At 53.3% G+C, this 15,893-nt stretch carries 11 protein-coding genes; 7 read left to right on the forward strand and 4 right to left on the reverse strand.

All coding sequences use genetic code 11. From position 1 onward, the window contains the following. Positions 1-50 precede the first annotated feature (50 nt). On the reverse strand, positions 51-674 hold the full coding sequence (locus tag CCY01nite_RS13290) for an RNA polymerase sigma factor (RefSeq protein ID WP_146862256.1): 624 nt from the start codon (positions 672-674) through the stop codon (positions 51-53). Positions 675-887: 213 nt separating this feature from the next. Here CCY01nite_RS13290 and CCY01nite_RS13295 point away from each other — a divergent pair, with 213 nt between their 5' ends. Together CCY01nite_RS13295 and CCY01nite_RS13300 are read left to right on the forward strand one after the other, a co-directional pair. Then, entirely contained in the window at positions 888-1,244 is a 357-nt protein-coding gene (locus CCY01nite_RS13295; RefSeq protein ID WP_146862259.1) for a hypothetical protein, read from the forward strand. 154 nt (positions 1,245-1,398) lie between these two features. Continuing rightward, complete coding sequence (locus tag CCY01nite_RS13300) at positions 1,399-1,803, forward strand: hypothetical protein (RefSeq protein WP_146862262.1); 405 nt, start codon at positions 1,399-1,401, stop codon at positions 1,801-1,803. 81 nt (positions 1,804-1,884) lie between these two features. Here the strand turns inward: CCY01nite_RS13300 and CCY01nite_RS13305 are convergent, their stop codons facing one another. From CCY01nite_RS13305 to CCY01nite_RS13315, 3 genes are all read right to left on the reverse strand, one after another. Continuing rightward, positions 1,885-2,631: a DNA-formamidopyrimidine glycosylase family protein gene (locus tag CCY01nite_RS13305; protein WP_146862267.1), complete on the reverse strand. Its 747-nt coding sequence runs from the start codon at positions 2,629-2,631 to the stop codon at positions 1,885-1,887. A 40-nt stretch (positions 2,632-2,671) separates the two neighbouring features. Next, positions 2,672-3,982 (reverse strand): GntP family permease, encoded by a 1,311-nt coding sequence (locus CCY01nite_RS13310; RefSeq protein ID WP_146862270.1) that lies wholly within the window; start codon positions 3,980-3,982, stop codon positions 2,672-2,674. Positions 3,983-4,076: 94 nt separating this feature from the next. Beyond that, the gene (locus tag CCY01nite_RS13315; RefSeq protein ID WP_146862273.1) at positions 4,077-5,306 is read right to left on the reverse strand and encodes an ROK family transcriptional regulator; all 1,230 of its coding nucleotides are present in this window, start codon (positions 5,304-5,306) and stop codon (positions 4,077-4,079) included. A gap of 497 nt (positions 5,307-5,803) precedes the next feature. Between CCY01nite_RS13315 and CCY01nite_RS13320 the strand changes: the two genes are divergently transcribed. The 5 genes from CCY01nite_RS13320 to CCY01nite_RS13340 all read left to right on the forward strand — a co-directional run bounded on the left by CCY01nite_RS13320 (position 5,804) and on the right by CCY01nite_RS13340 (position 15,835). Next, on the forward strand, positions 5,804-7,657 hold the full coding sequence (locus tag CCY01nite_RS13320) for an FAD-dependent oxidoreductase (protein WP_186831040.1): 1,854 nt from the start codon (positions 5,804-5,806) through the stop codon (positions 7,655-7,657). Positions 7,658-7,696: 39 nt separating this feature from the next. Continuing rightward, entirely contained in the window at positions 7,697-10,894 is a 3,198-nt protein-coding gene (locus CCY01nite_RS13325; RefSeq protein ID WP_146862276.1) for a SusC/RagA family TonB-linked outer membrane protein, read from the forward strand. Between the two features lie 11 nt (positions 10,895-10,905). Continuing rightward, on the forward strand, positions 10,906-12,612 hold the full coding sequence (locus tag CCY01nite_RS13330; protein WP_146862279.1) for a RagB/SusD family nutrient uptake outer membrane protein: 1,707 nt from the start codon (positions 10,906-10,908) through the stop codon (positions 12,610-12,612). Between the two features lie 32 nt (positions 12,613-12,644). After that, positions 12,645-14,321 (forward strand): DUF5018 domain-containing protein, encoded by a 1,677-nt coding sequence (locus tag CCY01nite_RS13335; protein ID WP_146862282.1) that lies wholly within the window; start codon positions 12,645-12,647, stop codon positions 14,319-14,321. Positions 14,322-14,440: 119 nt separating this feature from the next. Then, positions 14,441-15,835, forward strand: a complete 1,395-nt coding sequence (locus CCY01nite_RS13340) for a family 10 glycosylhydrolase (protein WP_146862285.1) — start codon at positions 14,441-14,443, stop codon at positions 15,833-15,835. The last annotated feature ends 58 nt before the right edge of the window (positions 15,836-15,893 follow it).

The following is a 15,893-nucleotide window of genomic DNA, read 5'->3' on the forward strand; positions in this document are numbered from 1 at the left end:
ATTATAGAGGCAGCAAGCCGGCGCTTTTACTATGAAAAAATGATTTTTTTTTACTGGAAGAGAAAATAAATGCCGAGGATGAGCAGGGTGGGCGTGGGAATGGTAAGCCCGGTTGCCTGTTCGTATCCTTTCAGCTCGTTCTTGAGCTGTTTCAGCGCATCGTGTATGATGTTGTAAGCGGTTCTTTTCGTGATGCCGCAGGCCTGCGCAATGTGGTCGTAATCCAGGTTCTCATAGAACTTCATGCGGAGGAGCTGCTGCTGCCGTTGCGTGAGCCGCCGGAAAGCGGTGGCCAGCAGGCGGGTGAACTCATCATTGCCTTCGAGCGCGGTCAGGTATGCTTCATAGGAAACTTCGCTGGGCTCTTCCGGTAATATCTCGCGGTGGCTGTTGTTCCGCCTTTTATCGGAGCGGATCTCGAGGAGTATTCTGCGGTGCAGGCAGGTGATGAGATAGGCGCGCACATTCGTGACATCCGGCAGCGTATGCCTTTTATCCCACAGCTCCAGCAATACGTTAATGAAACAGTCATTCGCGAGGTCCCGGTCGCCGGTCAGCTTCACGCCATAATTGATAAGCCCGATGTAATGCAGCTGGTATAGCGCTGAAAGCGCATCTGTATTGCCTTTTTGCAGTTGGCGCCAATATTCCTGCGTGTACAAAATCTCAGCCATGCCTAATGATTGGTTGATAAAAGCATCTTCGGGGACAGATGAAACTCAATAAAGATTGCTTCAAGTTACTCTTAAAATTCGTAAAAACGAAGCAAAGGTAAGGGAATTAATCAGTCTATCAAATTGGTAGATTATAAAAATGCTACCGCTGGAATTGCGCCATTACCTGATAAATGCGTTATTTTCGGGAAGCAACAACCAAATCCAGATACTATGTTGATCAAAATCGTCAGTGCAGTATTGATCATTTTCGTAGCCTTTATGGGATGCAAGCAGGGATGGGCCATGTGGAGCGGCAAACCGGAAATGTTGTCCATGTTTGAAAAGTGGCAGCTGGGCAAAAGTGCGGTGAGGCTGTTCGGGGTGGTTACGCTGGCCAGCGTGATCCTGATATTGATCCCGCGTACTTTTGTAGCCGGCAATTTCATCATGGCCGCCACCATCCTCCTCATCATCTGCCTTCAGCTGTCCGTTAAAGACCTGAAAGGCGCCACGGTGGAATTGCCTTTCATGCTGCTGAACCTCGTTATTATCTACCTGCAATATCCGCTCTTAAAACCATTGCGATGAATACCGGCAGGCTCGTACATCAAGAAAGCGAGGCCCGGTGAAAACGGGCTCTTCAGCCGCCTGGACGCTGGGCAGACAGGTTAACCGGCCCTCGCGGGAAATAGGGGCACGCTTTTTGAATTCAACAGTACATTGATTCAATAATACCCGTTTTATGAAGACTATTTCCCTCATTTTTGCGATGCTTTCAGCCGGCATATTTTTTTCGTCCTGCACGAAAACAGAGGAAGTTATCATCCCCAACAAAACCGTTTTTGTAGAGATCACGCCGGACATGTGGCAGCTGGCGTCGGCCAGCGGCACTTACCAGGTGGCGATAGACATGCCGGAGCTGGATGCCTATTCCAGCGAATCCAGTAGTGTGCAGGTAGACATATCGTTTAACGACGGTGCGTCTTACGAAGCCCTGCCACAGGTGTTCGGCGGCGTTACTTACCTGTATTCTTACGGTGAAGGAACGCTTTACCTGGATGTACAGAGCGCCGACGGTACCCGGCCGGTGAAGCTGACGGCTACTGCGCTTGTGAAGATCGTGCTGATCGCTTCGGAGAGCCGGTAAAGGGGTGCACCACACCATGGCGCCGTGACGTTTGATATGCCTTTACACGGCCGCGAAAACAGAGTTGACCGGTCGCTTGTGTTAAGTCTGCCGCTTCCCTCCGTATTTCACCTGGCAATTATTACAAAAGAAGGTCCGCCTGTTGGTCTTTCCCATGTATTCCTTTACAAGCGGAATATCACAGCGCGGGCAGATCTTCCTCGTATGTGCGAGCCAGTGTTTCTTCAGCTCGTACGCTTTTTTCCACCGTAAAAAATCAAAGCTGTACTGTACGGCTTCCCGCACCAGGTCTTTCCGTTGCTGCAGGGGAAGCGCACCCACGGTGCTGGCCGGGTGCACCCGGATGCGGTACAGCACTTCGTTCTTGATGATGTTCCCCACGCCCGAAAATATCTGCTGGTCGAGCAGCGCGTCGCACACCAGCATGTCCGGCTCGCGTTTCAATTTGGCGAGGGCTTTTTTGGGGTCCCATGCCTCGTTCATAACGTCCGCGCTCCAGTCGTAGATATCATCCAGCGGCTCTTCAATGATCCGGATCGCGGAGGCGTAGAAGTTCACCTCGCCGTTGTTGAATTGCAGCCGCAAGCCCGGCATGGCCTTCTTTCGTTCATTCACCAGGCAGGAGCCGAACAGCATGAAATGTATGCGTACCGTGAAGCGGGGGAAACAAATGAGGAAATGTTTACCCCATGTTTTGAAGCCGGTGAGGGTTTTGTTCCGGAGCTTTTCAAAGTCGATATTAGCCTGCCCCGTGACGGCCAGCACTTTCTTTCCGGCGAACGGCGCCAGCGTTTCTTTGAGGATGATCATGGATGGACCTTCGGGCATGATATACGATCTGCAAAGGCCAGGCCATAAACATAACGGTTTACAGCAGGAACCAGGACAGCAGGTACACCATGCAGAAAGTAGTAAGTCCCATCAGTATGGTAGCGACGGAATAAACCTTCAGCATGGGTTTCATTTCCAGTCCCGAGAATTTGCTGATCACCCAGAAGTAAGCGTCGTTGGCGTGGGAGATCATCATGGAACCGCCTCCCAGCGCCAGCATGCACAGCAGCCGGCCCATGTCGCTGTCAAGGCCAAGGGCCGGTAATAGTGGCTGGATGATGGAAGCGGCCGTCATAATAGCGACAGTGGACGAGCCTTGCGCTGTTTTCAGCAGCACCGTCAGCAGGAAAGGAAAGATGATGCCGATATTGCCGAGGTGGAATGTTTCAGAAAAATGCGCGCCGATGTTGGTGGCGGAGAGCACCTGCCCGAAGGCGCCGCCCGCGCCGATGATCACCAGGATGCTGCCGGCTTTTTCCGCGGCTTCCATCATCAGCCTGCTCATGGTATCTTTCCGGAAATTGCGGAGGGACAGCAGTACGCCGATGAACAGTGCGATCACCGGATCACCGAGCACATGAAATATTTTCATGCCGCCCGCCATATCCCCGAAAGCGCCGAGGCCGATCAGCAATATCGGTACGATGATCGGCAGAAAAGCCCTCCACACCGGGATATCCGGGATCTCCTGCACCTCCGTTCCTTCTTCTTCCGTTACCTCGCTTACCGGTATCTTTTTACCCATGAATGCAGCCCACCAGCAACCCACAACGGCCGCGGGAATGGCTACAAGGGCGCCGGCCAGTATCAGCTTGCCGATGTCCGCGCCGATGATCCCCGCGGCCGCGGTGGCGCCGGGGTGCGGGGGAACGAGGCAATGCACGGCATAAAGGCCCGCGGCCAGGGAAACGGACATCACGAGGATAGACACGCCGCTGCGCCGCGCGACAGATTTATTCAGTCCGCTTAACACAATGTACCCCGAATCACAAAAGATCGGCAGGCCCACAATAAAACCGGTGATCCCCATCGCGGCAGCCGCGCGTTTTTCCCCCACCATGCGCAGGATGGCGGCGGCCATTACCCGCGTGGCGCCGGTATGTTCCAGTATCACGCCGAGCATCGTGCCCAGCATGATCACAAAACCAAGGCTCTGCAAAATGTGCCCGAACCCTTTTTTCATGGCCGTGATGGTGTCCGCGAAGGACAGCTGCACGCCCAGGCCCACTACAAAACATGCGAGGAATAATGCGAAGAATGCATGTACGCGGAATTTAACGGTCAGCAGTATGATCAACCCGATGCCTGCTGCCAGTGATAGCAGCACTTGCAGGAACGCTGTGCTCATAGGAAATATTTATCCTCACAATATAGTATTCCTGCGCCGGAATGCATAGGGTTATTGCGGCAAAGGTGATGCCGCGCGCATCGGAAACAGGCAGCTATGCGAGTGACAACAGCTTGTTCCGCACCAGCAAACAGGCGCCGATGATCCCCGCTTTTTCACCGAGGCGGGAGAGGATCAGTTGTGTGTCGTTATTGACGAGGCTCAGGGAATACTTGTTGATGGCGCTTTTCACGGGCAGGCGGATGTAATCGCCCGTAGTGGAGATGCTGCCGCCGAGGACCACCAGTTCGGGGTTGAACAGGTTGATCAGCATGGCGATGCCTTTGCCCAGTTTTTCTCCCACTTCCGCGATCAGCTCGATCGCCAGCATATCGTCGTTATTGGCCGCATGAATGATGTCTGTCAGCGTTACCTGCTCCGGCTGCTTGTGCTTGCGCATAACGGCGGAGGACAAACCTTCTTTCAGCTTCTCCTGGAATTTGCGCAGTAACGCCTGGCCGGAGGCTTCCGTTTCAAGACAGCCTTTTTTTCCGCAGTGGCAGATCAGCTCGTTATTAAAGAAGGGGATGTGGCCGAATTCACCGGCGAAGCCGGATTTGCCATAATATAATTGTCCGTTGATGAGAATGCCGAGACCGATGCCATGGTCATGATTAACGAACAGCACGTTCTTTTCGTTGTTCACCGTACCGCTGCTGAATTCACCGTAGGCCATGGCGCGGGAATCATTTTCCAGGAAGGTGCGGATGCCGATGCGCGCCTCGATCACCTTGCTCAGCGGTTCTTCATCGAAATGAAAAAAGCTGTAGCTGTACCCGGTTGCATAGTTGATACGGCCGGAAAGGTTCACGCCTGCGCCCAGGATCTTTTCCCGGCCCACCGGCAGCTCGTCCACGAACTTCGCCACGATCTTGCACAGCTCGTCCAGCGACGCGGCCGTATTTTGAAGGTCGTACGGCACCTTCTCCACAAATTTGACAAGGTTTTTCTTGAAGTCCAGCAGCCCGAGGTTAATATGATATTTCTTCACTTCCACCCCAATGAAAAAGCCCGCATCCGGCGCCATACCGTAAAGGTTCGGCCTGCGGCCGCCGGTGCTGTCCACCTTGCCGTAATCATGCACCAGCCCTTCCTGCAGCAGCTCGTTCAGCAAATGGGTCACTTTAGGCGTGCTGGCATTCAGCTCCTTTGCAAGGTCCGCAATAGTGGCATTATTGATATTGGCGAAGTAAGCAATGATCTTTTTCTTCAGGCTCAGGTTCTTGTAAGCAACGCCGCCGAGGTTTTCATTATTTAATTCTTCAAAGAATGTTGGCTGACTCATCAGTGGGGAAAGAGGATTTTTTTAAAAAGTTTTTAGCCGATCACACAATTATTAAACGTATTGTCTACACAAAGATAATCTTTTTAAAAAAAATTAAAAACAATTCTTCTGGAAAAACAGGTTTTTAATGATTTTTAGCCGCGATAAACCGGCTGTTAAGAATATCATAATATTATTTTGATTTGAGGCCCTACTTTTCTCATAATTCCGGTTAATTATTTTCTAATTAAAAAAAATTATTAAAAAGTACTTGTCTTTTAGTAAAAAATATTCTTATTTAGAGGAATCATTTTAAATATTTGGATAACACAACCTACATCTGAATATTATATACGCTAGAGGGACATTTTAATACGCAACAAAAAAACATACAGCAAAACGGGGACGGATATACGCTAACATTCAATCATCCTTTCATTGCTACTGATCAGGCCGTCAATTACGGCCCGGGGATTTTTTGCCCGGAAATTATTTGAACAACACGTAACGAATTACGCATGCACAAACGCATTCAGTTATTGATACTGATATCCGGTCTTTTTATTACCAGCGTGAACGCACAGCAGCAGGTGGACCTGCTGATCGTGGGCGGTGGCGCCAGCGGCACTACTGCGGGCATCCAGGCCGCGCGGATGGGCGCGCGCACGTTGATCATTGAAGAAACCGGCTGGCTCGGAGGAATGCTGACTTCCGCAGGCGTTTCCGCCATTGACGGCAACCACCGCATGCCTTCCGGGCTGTGGGGCGAGTTCCGCCGGCATTTGTATGATCACTACGGCGGCGCAAAAGCGGTGTTCACCGGGTGGGTCAGCAATACGCTGTTCGAGCCGCATGTAGGGAATGAGATATTAAAGAAGATGGCCGGAGCGGAGAAGTTGTTGCAGATACAATATAATACGCGGTGGACTGCCATCCGCCGTGTGCGGGACCGCTGGCAGGTAACCGTTCAGCAAGGCCGGAAAAAATCCGTGATCGACGCAAAGCTGGTGATCGACGCTACCGAACTGGGCGATGTAATGGCCGCCGCCGGCGCGAAGTACGACATCGGGATGGATGCCCGCAGCGAAACCGGCGAAGCGCAGGCGCCTGAAAAGGCCAACGATATCATCCAGGACCTGACGTATGTAGTGGTGCTGAAAGATTACGGCAAGGGAGCGGACAAAACCATTCCGCAACCCGCAGGGTATGATCCGGCGGAGTTTGCGCATAGCTGCGACGTATCCGATCCCGCATCGTTCGATTCGCCCAATAACGACTGTCATCATATGATGCAGTACGGCCGTCTTCCGAACAACAAATACATGATCAACTGGCCGAAATACGGCAACGATTATTATCTCAACATCATTGAAAGTACGCCCGCCGAAAGAACGGAAGCGCTCAAAGCCGCGAAGCTGCACAGCCTGCGCTTCATCTATTATCTGCAAACCGTGCTCGGCTATAAAAATCTGGGCATCGCAGACGATGAATTCCCGACGAAGGACAGGTTGCCCATGATCCCTTACCACCGCGAGTCCCGCCGTGTGAAAGGCGAAGCGCAGCTGACGGTGAACCATGTGGCAAAACCTTTCGATCAGCCGGAAGCGCTGTATCGTACAGGCATTGCCGTTGGTGACTATACGATCGATCATCACCACGATAAGAATAAAGAAGCGCCGAAGATCGACTTTGTGAAGATCCGTGTGCCTTCTTACAACGTGCCCGTTGGCAGCCTCATCCCGAAAGGAGTGGAGGGCCTCATTGTGGCGGAAAAAAGCATCAGTGTGACCAATATCGTGAACGGCGCCACCCGCCTGCAGCCCGTTGTGCTGGGCATCGGGCAGGCATCCGGCGCGCTCGCGGCACTGGCGTTGCAGAAAGGGGTACAGCCCCGGCAGGTGGCTATCCGCGATGTGCAGCAGGCTTTGCTGGACGCGAAAGCGTACATCATGCCGTACATCGATGTGGAAAGCACCGATCCGCACTTCGCGGCGATACAGCGCATCGGCGCCACCGGCATTCTGAAAGGGACCGGCGTGCCTTTCAAATGGGCGAACCAGACCTGGTTCTACCCGGATCGCCCGGTGAGCGGTTACGAGCTGGCAGAAGGGCTGCGCCCGTATTTTGAGCCGCTGCGCAACTACTGGGGCGCCTCCGGCGATCCGCTGACATTGAAATACCTGCTGGAGCTGTTCAGCGAGGCAGGCGTAAAAATAACATGGCAACAAGTGGAGGCAGACTGGCAAAAGCTTGCCCTAAAAGGCCGGCCGGCAGAGGATATGAAACTGGACCGCCGCGCCGCCGCCGTACTCACCGACCACTACCTGCGGCCGTTCAACCGCAACGTCAATTTTTCAGGCCAGCTACAATAAATCTTAAATAAATCTCTACTCACCTAATCTAATTGTTTTATGGAGTTTTTATCAATCAAAAGGAACATGGGACGATGGCTGATATGCATGGCAATGCTGATTGCGCCGGCCCTCGTGACCTATGCACAGTCCGGCGCCGTCAGCGGTACGGTGACCGATGATCAGGGAGGCCCGCTGCCGGGTGTTACGGTGCAGATCAAAGGCACCTCACAAGGCACAAAGACCGATGTCTTCGGTAAATTCTCCCTTTCGATGAACGCACCTTCTGTTACACTTGTATTTAGCTTTATCGGTTACGAGACAAAAGAAATTACGACCGGCGCTATTGCCAACCTCACCATCAAGCTCGGCGAAACCGCCAGTGGCCTGAATGAAGTGGTGGTGATCGGCTACGGTACGCAAAAGAGGCAGAACGTGATCGGCTCCGCCGTGCAGATCGGCAGCGATCAGATCAAACAGGCGCCGGTAATGAATATTACCAACGCTTTATCCGGCCGCCTGCCCGGCTTAACGACCTTGCAGCAGTCCGGCCGCCCCGGCGCTGACGATGCCACGCTCCGCATCCGCGGTGTGAGCACTTTTGGCGGCAACCAGGGCCCGCTGGTGATCGTAGACGGTGTGCCCCGCCCGAACTTTTCAGGTATGGACCCGAACGAGATAGAGACCATCACCTTGCTGAAAGACGCCGTATCCACCGCGGTATACGGTCTGCAAGCCGCCAACGGCATCATCCTCATCACCACCAAACGCGGTAAGCTGCAAAAGCCGGTGATCACATACGACGGCGGCGTTACGCTCAGCCAGAACACCCGTTTCCCGAAATTCCTCAACGGTCCGGATTACATGACCTGGTACAACAGGGGTACGGATATGGACAACGACTACCTTGATCATACCGGCGGCGATCCCGTTCCGTATGTATATACACAGGAACAGATCGATGCGGTGCGCAACGGCACCAACACCAATCCGCTGCTTGGCAATACCGACTGGGTAGGCAAGCTTGTAGGCCGCAACGCATTTTCGCAGAACCACGCACTCAGTGTAAGAGGTGGTACAGAAAAGATAAAATACTTTGCGAATATCGGTATGCTGGACCAGGACGGGGTGATCGAAAACACCGGCTTCAAACGTTATAACGTTCGTACGAACCTGGATGCGCAGCTGAACTCCGTATTCTCTGTGGCGCTGGACCTTTCTGTCCGCCAGGAGAATGTTCGCACGCCGGGTATCTCTCCCGATAACACCGCTTACCTGAACCCCTTCTACCAGGCGGTGCGTATGCTGCCCAACCTGCCGGAATACGCGCCGAACGGCTTGCCCGTAGCGTATAACAGTAATGCGGGATGGGTGAACCCGATCGCATCTGTACAGAACTCCGGTTATCAACGCCAGCAGGCTAACATATTCCAGGGGAACATCACGCTGAAAGCGAAAATTCCCTGGGTGGACGGACTGGAAGTAAAATTGCTGACCGCCTACGATAAAACGACCAACGAAAACAAAGGATGGACAACACCTTATAGCCTCATGGGACGTGCAAGGGACCAGGTGAGTGGCGATTATGTGCTGCTCACGACGGTGCCGGGTATTACCAAAACCACGCTGCGCCAGTCATTCAGCCAGAACAACCGCCGCACTTTCCAGCCGAGCATTACCTACAACCATACTTTCAACAAAGATCATGAGGTGAGTGTGCTGGCATTGTACGAATGGTCACAATATAACAGCAACCTGTTCTCCACCGGCGCGGCCAATTTCCCGCTGACGGACATTCACGAGATCAACTTCGGCAGCTCTGCTACGGAAGACTTCATCAGCCCTACCGGCAGCAGCGGCCTCGATTCCCGTGCTGGTTACGTAGGCCGTATCAACTATGCTTACAAAGGCAAATATCTCTTTGAAGTGGCTACCCGTTACGACGCTTCCATCAACTTTGCGCCGGAGTACCGCTGGAATGCTTTCCCGGCTGTAGCTGCGGGCTGGATCGTGAGCAAGGAGAATTTCTTTGAGAAGGCAAGCGATGTGATCGACTTCCTGAAAGTAAAGGCATCCTGGGGTAAAGGCGGTAATGACGCCATTCCCAAATTCACCTATCTGCAAACCTACCAGCTGACATCCGATCCTGTAATGGTGATCGGCGGCAAGCCGGTAAATGCGATCTATACGAGCGCTCCGCCTTATCCCAGCGTAACCTGGGAAACCACCACCACCACGAACGTCGGTTTTGAATCCAATTTCCTGAAAGGTAAACTGGGATTTGATTTTGAATGGTTCTATAAACTCACGGAAGACATCCTGGCATCACAGGCCAACCTGTACCCGCTGTCCAACGGCGGCTACAACCCCGCTGCCGTGAACTACGGCATTATGGACAACCGCGGCTTCGACCTGCAGATCCGCCACAACAACACCATCGGTAAAGTAACTTATGGCGTAACCGGTAACTTTAACTGGGCGCGCAACAAGATCATTCGTCTGGATGAAAGCAGCTCCCTGCCCGAATGGATGCGCCGTGTAGGCAAGCCGCTCGGCACCAAGTTCGGTTTTAAGGCAGACGGTATGTACCAGACCTGGGAAGAAGCCCGCAACGGCGCTTCTCCGGCCGCAGGCGTGATCGCTCCAGGATATTTTAAATACGTAGATATCAATGGCGACGGCCGCATCACCCGTACAGACGACTTCGTACAGATCGGCCGCAGCAACCTGCCCGAGATCATGTACGGCCTGAACCTGTTCCTGAAATATGCAGGCTTCGATTTCTCCGCACTGTTCCAGGGCGCGGCGCTCAGCAGCGTGAACCTCGCCGGTACCTACGAAGGTTCCAGCGGCACCAGCGGTGTGGATGACAATACCCCTTTCACAAAATCTTTCTATGGCTACGGCAACTCGCCTTACTTCCTCGTGGAAAACGCCTGGACGCCGGATAACCCGAATGCGGAATTCCCCCGTTTGTCTGCCTACAAAGCACAGCTGACCGCGCACAACGCCCACATCAACTCCGGTTGGGTGAGGGATGGTTCTTACCTCCGCCTCAAATCCATGCAACTCGGCTACAACGTGCCGCAGCAAATGCTGGACCGCGCCAATATCCAGTCACTGCGCATCTTCGTAACAGGCTATAACCTGGTGACCTGGGACAAGCTGAAATACCTCGATCCGGAAATGCCGAACGTGAACAACGGTTTCTATCCGCAGCAAAGGATGTACTCCGCAGGCGTAAACCTCTCATTCTAAAAAGAACAGCGATGATCAAGATATCTTCAAGAATACAAAAATCAATCCTGCTGGCCGGCATCGTGATGGCCTCGCACGGTTGTAAAATAGACATAGCACCGACCGACAGATATACGGAAGAAGCGATCTGGAAAAATCCCGCCAACATGGAGCTGTATGTGAACGGCCTGTATGCGGAATTCCAGACATTCAAATTCGGACAGTTCCCCATCGGCTACAGCAATGCCACCGATGCGCTGACCGACATCATGAAATATACCTCCTCCACCGCGGGTAACGGTACGGTGAATATCCTGGCTACAGACGCCACCCGTGTGAACGCCGCCGGCCCGCAGCTCAACTACTGGCAGGCAGCCTATACGCGCATCCGCCGTATTAACGAGTTCATCGACGGCCTGCGCAAATACGCCGTGGTAAGCGACGCGGAAAAGGATCAGTATGAAGCGGAAGCCCGCTTTGTACGCGGATATGTTTACTTCTGGCTCGTGAAGCTGCATGGCAGCGTGATCATTATGGACGACCTCGCCAAGCATACCGTAAAGGACAACCCGCGTTCCAGCGAGGATGACTGCTGGAAATTCATTGCGTCCGACTTCACCTACGCCGCGGAAAAATTGCCGCCGGTACAAACAGGCATAAAAGCTGGCCGCGCCACCAAAGGCGCCGCATACGGCATGCTCGCGCGCACCTGGCTCTATGCAGCTTCCATTGCGAAGTACGACCGGAAGCAATTCAACGAGGACCCGCTGACCGGCGTACCCGAAGCCAACGCCCTCGCATACTACAAAAATGCGGCCGATGCAGCCGGTGAGGTGATCAAACTGGCCAACGAAGGATATTACGAGCTGGAATCAGATTTTGCCGCGCTCTTTACCAACAAAAACACCAAAGAAGCGGTGTTCAAGCTGGACTTCGTGGCCCCGCAGTTCACGCATCAGTACGATCTCGGCTTTACACCGCCGGGTGACGTTCCCGGCCAGTGCCTCGTGTATGGCGTGCCCACCGCGGAGCTGGTAGACGAGTTTGAAATGAACGACGGCACCAAGTTCTCCTGGAGCAATCCCACGCAGGCCGCCGATCCCTATGCCAACCGCGAACCGCGTTTCTATGGCACGATCCTTTATAACGGCGCATCCTGGAAAGGCAGGACCATCAACACTACACCATCCAGCGCCACGGAAGGCATCATGGAATATGGCGTTTCAACAGAACCGCGCAAGACCGTGACCGGTTATTATGTACGCAAGATGCTGGACCAGTCCAACACCAACTTCATCCAGAACAAAAGCACACAGCCCTGGATCGAAATGCGGTATGCGGAAATATTGCTGATAGATGCGGAAGCAAAAACAGGAATGAATGATGTATCCGGCGCACAAAACTCGCTGAATGCACTGCGTGAAAAACGCGGCCTGCCGAATACGCCGGCTTCCACGCCCGCGCAGCTGATGGCGGCTATCGAGCATGAACGTAAGGTAGAGCTGGCATTTGAAGGCCATCGTTACTGGGACCTCCGCCGCTGGCGCAAAGCCCATACCGTGCTGAACAAGGTGCGCTTCTCCGGCCACAGGGTCAGCGCGGAAGGCACCGGCTTCAAATACGAAAAAATAAGCGCCGACAATGCGGACCGCCAGTTCACGCCTGAATTGTACTACATGCCGATCATCGTCAATGAATTGCAGAACAACGACGCCCTGGACCAAATCGACGGCTGGTAATCAAGCTTCTGTTCACCAAAAAAAACAGCTACATGCAACGTATCCATTCACTTATCATACTTTCTATTGCAGCAGCCGGCACTTTTGCGTCCTGCCGCAAAGCAGACACCGTGATGCGCAGCAAAGAGAACCTGCTCAGCGACATCTACGCAACGAACGACGGGAACGGCGGGCAACGCCTTTTCAATCCCCGCATCAGCAACGATACCATCTACTTTGATATTCCCTTTTTCTATCCGGAAGACACGGATAATGAAACCGACCTGAGCAGGATCATCCTTCGGGGGACCATTCCTTCCGATGCAAAGCTGACGCCGGCCCTGGGCGGGTTCACCGACCTGCGGAATCCTTATCCCATCACTGTGACCTCCGGCACCGGCCAGCAGCGCAATTATGTGGTCATGGCTAAAAAAGTAGGGAACACCGCGATTGAAAAAATTGTGGTGACCTATACAGATGTAGACGGAGAAGAGCAGCAGATCGAAGGCGTAGTGCAACCCTCCGGCGATGTGTTTTTCTATGTGCTGCCGGGCGTGACCCTCACGAATGCAAAGATCTCCTATACCATCAACCGTCACTCCACCGCTTCTATTGCGCAGGACGGCGCGGCCGACTTCGCGCAGCCTGTACCGTTTACTATTACGGGTGTGGACGGCGTCGCTAAAACATATACCCTTCGCGCGGCTGAACCTGTTAAGCTCGACTACGGCATCGGCATCAACCGTAAGCTGTGGACGAAGACCGGCAGCGAAATGGGCTTCAGCTCGATCAATGAAGTGGGCCTGGCCGTTAGTGGCGACAATATCGTGATCACCCGGAGAACGAATCCCTCCAAATTCAGCGTTTACAACCGTTTTACCGCTGCGTTTGTGAGAGATATTCCGAGCCCCTTCGGTTCCCAGCTCTCTTTCCAGATGGTGGAAGATAGTGTTGGCCACCTGCTGGCTGCTTCCTGGGCGCCGAAGAACGCCAAGTTCATTCTGTACAAATACAATGACGCAATGGACAATGCTCCGGTGAAATTCCTGGAATGGACGAACAACAACCCCGCCGGCATTTCCGGTGATGGCGGCGTTGGACGCAGGATGAACGTCTACGGTAACCTGGATGGCAATGCGATCATTATGGCGCCAGCCGGCGTTTCCAATATCATCTACAAATGGAGAGTTGCAGGCGGTGCGCTCGTTAGCCAGACGCCGGAAGTAATGGCCTACCAGGGCCTTGCCAACGGAGCCAGCTCCTTCGGTTACTATGCGGAAGCGCAGCCGGTTTCCGCCGATGCGAACGCCAACTACTTCATCAACTACCAGTTTGATATTGCGCTGGTGAACGGTACCACACACGAACGAATCACCGCATTCTCCTACGACACGCGCGTGTACGGCGTATTCCACATGCCTACTTCCTACGTGCATTTCAATAACGCCACCTACCTCGCTGTTTTGACATATAAGGATTACAGCCTGAACAAGGTGAACATGTGCCTCTTTGATATCACCAGCACCTCCAAAATATCCACGCCGTTCACTGATCCGAACTACGGTTCTTTCAACGTGTTCGTTTCCGATGAGTTTGCGGGTGGAGATAATGGCAACGGTACGGCGGATATTGCCGTAGGGTTCTCGCAGAACAAAGAAAGGATGCAGGTGTATTCCCTGCTGACCAACGGCGGCGTGATGGCCCATGAATTTACGGTGTACGCACCCTGATCTGAATAAAAAAATAAAAATGAACGCATGAAACCACCGGTTCCGTGCGGCCCGCAGAAAATAAAATGAACGCATGAAACCTCCGGTTCCGTGCGGCCCGTAGAAAATAAAATGAACGCATGAAACATATTGTTCTTTCTCTCGGCATCGTGCTCACGCTGGCTATGAGCTGCAAGAAATCAGACACTCCACCACCGCCCGGTCCGGGCGGTGGTGATACCACCGTTACGCCCGATCCGCAGCGCGACGTGCTGGCCTGGGTAGACGCACGCTCCAACGTGTTCGGCACCTACGGGCGCCTGAACGATACGGCGGAACTGAAGAAAGTGCTGGACACGCTGAAGCAGGTAGGTGTGAACGGACTGGTGGTAGACGTGAAAGGCAGCAGCGGGTATACCATGTACCCCAGCGCGATCGCCAAACAGGTCACTTCCATGGATGGCAAATCTATCCCCGCCGGTGTGGACTACGTAGGCTTTATGCTCCAGGAAGCGCACAAGCGCGGATTCAAGGTATTCGGCTCTATTGTCACTTTCGTGGAAGGTGACGGCGGCCGCAATATCGGAACGGTATTCGATGATCCGGATTTCAGAAGCAAATATGAAACCATCGTTTGCGATGTGAACGGCAACCGCGTACCGGTGACTTCCACCGGCCGCAACGCATTCGTAAACCCTGCCCAACCCGCTGTGCAGGAACGCGCGCTCAACATCATCAAGGAGATCGCCACTAAATATGCCTTCGATGGTATCATGCTGGATTATGCCCGTTATACGGACATCGACGCGGACTTCTCCGATTTCTCAAAGAGCGAATTCATCAAATACCTCGAAGAGAAGTATAACGATACGGAAGCGAAAAAGATGAAGTTCCCGCAGGATATAGTGACCACCTGGCGGTCCAGCAACGGTCAGACCCTGCCCGCCACCACTGGCAAGTATTATAAGAAATGGCTGATGTACCGCTGCTCCGTAATACAGGACTTCTTCATCAAAGCCCGCACCGCGGTGAAAAGCGTGAAGCCCAACATCAAGTTCGGCACCTACGTGGGCGCATGGTACACCACCTACTACCAGGTAGGCGTGAACTGGGCCAGCAAGGACTACGATCCCTTCAACGACCAGGAAGTGCGTTTCGACTGGGCTTACCCGGGTTACGGTGAAACCGGCTACGGCGAGCAGCTCGATCTGCTGATGACCGGCAACTATTTCACACAGATCCGCCTGGCGGACAATCCCGCTACCGCTTCCCTGAAATACCACTGGTGGAGCATAGAAGGTTCCCTGAACGGCGGCATGTATATCACGAAGAATAAAATGCCGCTCTACGGCAGCATCGATATGGGCAATGTAAGCTGGGCCAACCAGGGCGAGATCACAAAAGCGATCCAGTACATCCTGGGCAAAGCCAGCGGCGGCGTTATGCTGTTCGACATCGTACACATCTACGCTCCGCAATACAACCGCCTGAAACAGCCTCTGTGGGACGCAGTGAAAAACGGTTTAAAGCAATAAAGAAAGGCAGCAAAGAAAGGGGCTGACGCAGATGGTCAGCCCCTTTTATGAACGAACA

The organism is Chitinophaga cymbidii (assembly GCF_007992715.1).
Taxonomy (GTDB): Bacteria; Bacteroidota; Bacteroidia; order Chitinophagales; family Chitinophagaceae; genus Chitinophaga; species Chitinophaga cymbidii.